At 44.6% G+C, this 1,893-nt stretch carries 1 protein-coding gene and 2 pseudogenes; all 3 read left to right on the forward strand.

Annotated features, from left to right (window positions below; translation table 11 throughout):
• Nucleotides 1-10 precede the first annotated feature (10 nt).
• A pseudogene (locus V7M78_RS21590) lies at nucleotides 11-367 on the forward strand (UDP-glucose--hexose-1-phosphate uridylyltransferase); the annotation flags it as partial.
• A gap of 189 nt (nucleotides 368-556) precedes the next feature.
• Nucleotides 557-1,597 (forward strand): ABC transporter substrate-binding protein, encoded by a 1,041-nt coding sequence (locus tag V7M78_RS21595; protein WP_333653134.1) that lies wholly within the window; start codon nucleotides 557-559, stop codon nucleotides 1,595-1,597.
• A gap of 146 nt (nucleotides 1,598-1,743) precedes the next feature.
• Nucleotides 1,744-1,893, forward strand: a pseudogene (locus V7M78_RS21600) (ABC transporter permease); the annotation flags it as partial.

Raw genomic sequence — 1,893 nt, forward strand, 5'->3', positions numbered from 1 at the left:
GGGAGTTTAACATCCCCATCAGGAACGCCACCATATCAAGAAGGAAAACATCGGTCTGATCGAGGTTATGGGACTTGCGGTTCTGCCCTCCAGATTAAAGGAGGAATTCACACTTTTGGCTGATTATATTGCAGAGGGCAAAGATGTGAGAACCAATGAAACCATAGAAAAGCACGGAGACTGGGTGGAAGGCTTTCTTCCCAAATACGGGACCATCACAAGGGAGAATGCGGAGGACATTATCCGGAAAGAAGCCGGTCTGGTGTTTGAACAGGTTCTAGAGGATGCAGGAGTTTATAAATGTAATGAGGCAGGGAGGATTGCTTTTAAACGCTTTTTAAACAGCGTCGGGTTTCATCAGGTGTGAACATAAAAATTTTGTAAAAATAGCCCATATCAAGCATATGAAAATTGTCTAATTTGACAAAAATGCACTTTATCGCTTTAAAATCCTATAAAATTAAAGTAATAAAATTGACGGGCAGAGATTTTTGTAGTATGATACGAAATATGTTCGGAATCCCGACTATATTTAAAAGGAAGAGGAGAGAAAGTTATGAAAAAATCAGCAAAAGTATTATCTCTGGTACTTGCCGGAGCCATGGCATTATCCTTATCCGCATGCGGCAGCAAGCCGACGGAGCCCGCGCCTACAGAGGCGACAACTACTGCTGCGGCAGAGTCCACAACTGCAAAGGCAGAAGAAAGCGAAGCAGCCAAGTCCACAGACGGAAAGCAGTTTAAAGTCGGTGTTCTCCAGTTGGTTCAGCATGCAGCTTTGGATGCCACAAACAAAGGCTTTATCCAGGCTCTTGACGATGCAGGCCTTAACTATGTGGTTGATCAGCAGAATGCTTCCGGTGACCAGTCCACCTGCCAGACCATTGCCAGCAAGCTGGTAAACGATGGAAGCGATTTAATTCTGGCGATTGCAACTCCGGCTGCCCAGGCCGTAGCAAATGCCACAAGCGATATTCCTGTTTTACTGACAGCAGTGACCGATCCTGCAGGCTCCGACTTAGTTGACAGCAATGATACCCCAGGAGGAAATGTAAGCGGAACTTCTGATTTAACTCCTGTAAAAGAGCAGATCACCCTGTTAAAGCAGATTCTTCCGGAGGCAAAGACAGTGGGAATCCTCTATTGTTCAGCAGAGTCCAACTCTGAAATACAGGCCGCTATGGCAAGAGAAGCCATTGAAAATGAAGGCATGACAGCAGTTGAATATACGGTTTCCAATTCCAACGAGATCCAGACCGTTGTTACATCCATGATTGGAAAGGTAGATGCAATCTATGCTCCTACTGACAACGTAATCGCAGCAGGAATGGCAACTGTAGCAATGGTAGCTAATGAAAACGGACTTCCTATTATCTGCGGAGAAGAAGGTATGGTAAATGCCGGAGGACTTGCTACATACGGTATTGACTACTATGAACTTGGCTACTTAACCGGACAGCAGGCAGTAAAAATCCTGATGGAAGGTGCAGACATTTCCACCATGCCTATTGAATATCTTCCCCTTGAGAAGTGCAAGCTGAGCGTAAACGAAGAAACAGCGGAACTTCTGGGAATTGATGTATCTGGCTTAAAGTAATCAGTAAATAAATAAATGAGAAGCAGGCGGAGGTCTGAGACCTGCCGCCTGCTATCCATAGATGCTTTACATAAAGAATGGTGAAGTCATTTTTTATGTAAGGCATTTATGCCCGCGAAAAGAGAAATAATTTGGAGGAACAATTGATGAGCGGTTTGATGATATCCCTTCAGGATGCAGTGGCACAAGGCGTTTTGTGGGGAATTATGGTATTGGGTGTTTATATCACCTACAAGCTTTTGGATATTGCGGACTTGACTGTAGATGGAAGCTTTGCAATGGGCGGATGTGTATGC

Origin of the sequence: Lacrimispora sp. (genome assembly GCF_036758025.1) — a bacterium.
Taxonomy (GTDB): Bacteria; Bacillota; Clostridia; order Lachnospirales; family Lachnospiraceae; genus Lacrimispora.